Annotated in this window: 1 protein-coding gene; it reads right to left on the bottom strand. The window is 76.4% G+C overall.

Going from position 1 to position 1419, the window contains the following annotated elements; translation table 11 throughout:
• Positions 1-682, bottom strand: a 682-nt coding sequence (locus tag AAHZ94_RS34075) for a helix-turn-helix domain-containing protein (protein WP_349997556.1), incomplete at its 3' end; no start/stop codon positions are given.
• Positions 683-1419 lie beyond the last annotated feature (737 nt).

The following is a 1419-nucleotide window of genomic DNA, read 5'->3' on the forward strand; positions in this document are numbered from 1 at the left end:
TGGGCTCGCCGTGCTGCGTGGCGAGCCGCCCGCGCAGGGCCCGCCACGAGGCACCGGCCGAACCCTTGGCCCGGCGGGTCGCGGGCCCCGTCATCGCCCGCAGCGGCGTCGTACGGGGCGCACCCTTCGGCGCGCCACCCGGGCGGGGGTCCGCGGCCACGGCAGCCGCATCGGCAGCGGTACGCGGCGTCGGCGCCGCAGCGTCAGCCGTACCCGGTGCAGCCGACCCGGCAGCACCAGCCGTACGGGGTTCCGACGCCGCGCCATCGGCCACGCGCGACGCAGCCGAGCCCGCACCATCGGCCATGTGGGCCACGCCCGGCGCAGCCGGCCCCGCGCCATCGGTCACACCCGGCGCAGCCGAGCCCGCACCACCGTCCCGGGGCGTCGGCGTCGGGGCGGGTTGTCGGCGGGCTGCCCGTACCGCGCGGTCCGCCGCTTCCCAGTGCGCGGTGAGTGCGGTCGGATCGGTCCCGACCGCTGCGGTGAGGGCCGTCAGTGCGGCGCGCGGCGGGAGCGCGTCGCCGGTCAGATAGCGCTCCCAGGCGGCCGTTCCGTACCCGATGCGGTCGGCGACCGCGGCCGTGCTCAGCCCGGCGTCGTCGATGAGCTCGCGCAGCTTCTCCGTGAACTCCCTTACGCGCGGATCGAGTTCCTCAGGAAGCTCGTCCCAGCGAGGCATCGTCTCCCCAACCCCCCTGTCGTTCTCTGCCCCTCGGCCGCGCCTCGGGCCCCCGGTGTGCCGGGCCCTGACGGTCCGGTGCGCCGCGCAGCGACGTGACGTCCCGTCGTGCACAGGCCATGCCCAAGGATGACAGTTCCCCCATTCGGGGCGCTGCGCGGCGCCCCCGGCGCGGCGCCCGCCGCCCCGTCCACGGCCCGGCCCGACGACCGGCAGCCCGCCCCGTACGCACGCCCTGTACGCGGTCCGTAGGCGCCCCGTACATGGCCCGGGGGGGGCGAACCCCCGCGCGCGTAGGCGTCCGTGGACCGGCCCGGGGCCGCCCCCCCCTGCGCACACACGCCCGCGGCGGCCCCGGCCACGACCTAGATCAACCCGCACACCCGCCCCCGCGTCCCCCCTCCCGTGGGCGGCCTCGCAGGGCTCCGTTTGCGCCCGGTGCGGGTGGTGAAGTGCCAGTTCGGGGCGGTTCCGTTGCGCAACTGCAACGCCGTACCGGAACAGTCACTTCCGCGCCACAGGGCCAACCCCGCGCTTGATCCGCATCGAGCGCGGCGGTGATGCTCGTACACAGTTCCAAACGCGACCGGGAGCACCCGCGCTCCAGTGCGACACCAGCGTGATACCACGACACCAGCGCGACACTGCTGTACCGCGCGTCAGTGGCCGTCACTTCTGGTACGGGGGCGGGCCCGGGCGCAGCACGCGGCGGCTCGTCCTCCCACGGGGGTGGAGGG

It is taken from the genome of Streptomyces sp. HSW2009 (genome assembly GCF_040240285.1).
Taxonomy (GTDB): Bacteria; Actinomycetota; Actinomycetes; order Streptomycetales; family Streptomycetaceae; genus Streptomyces.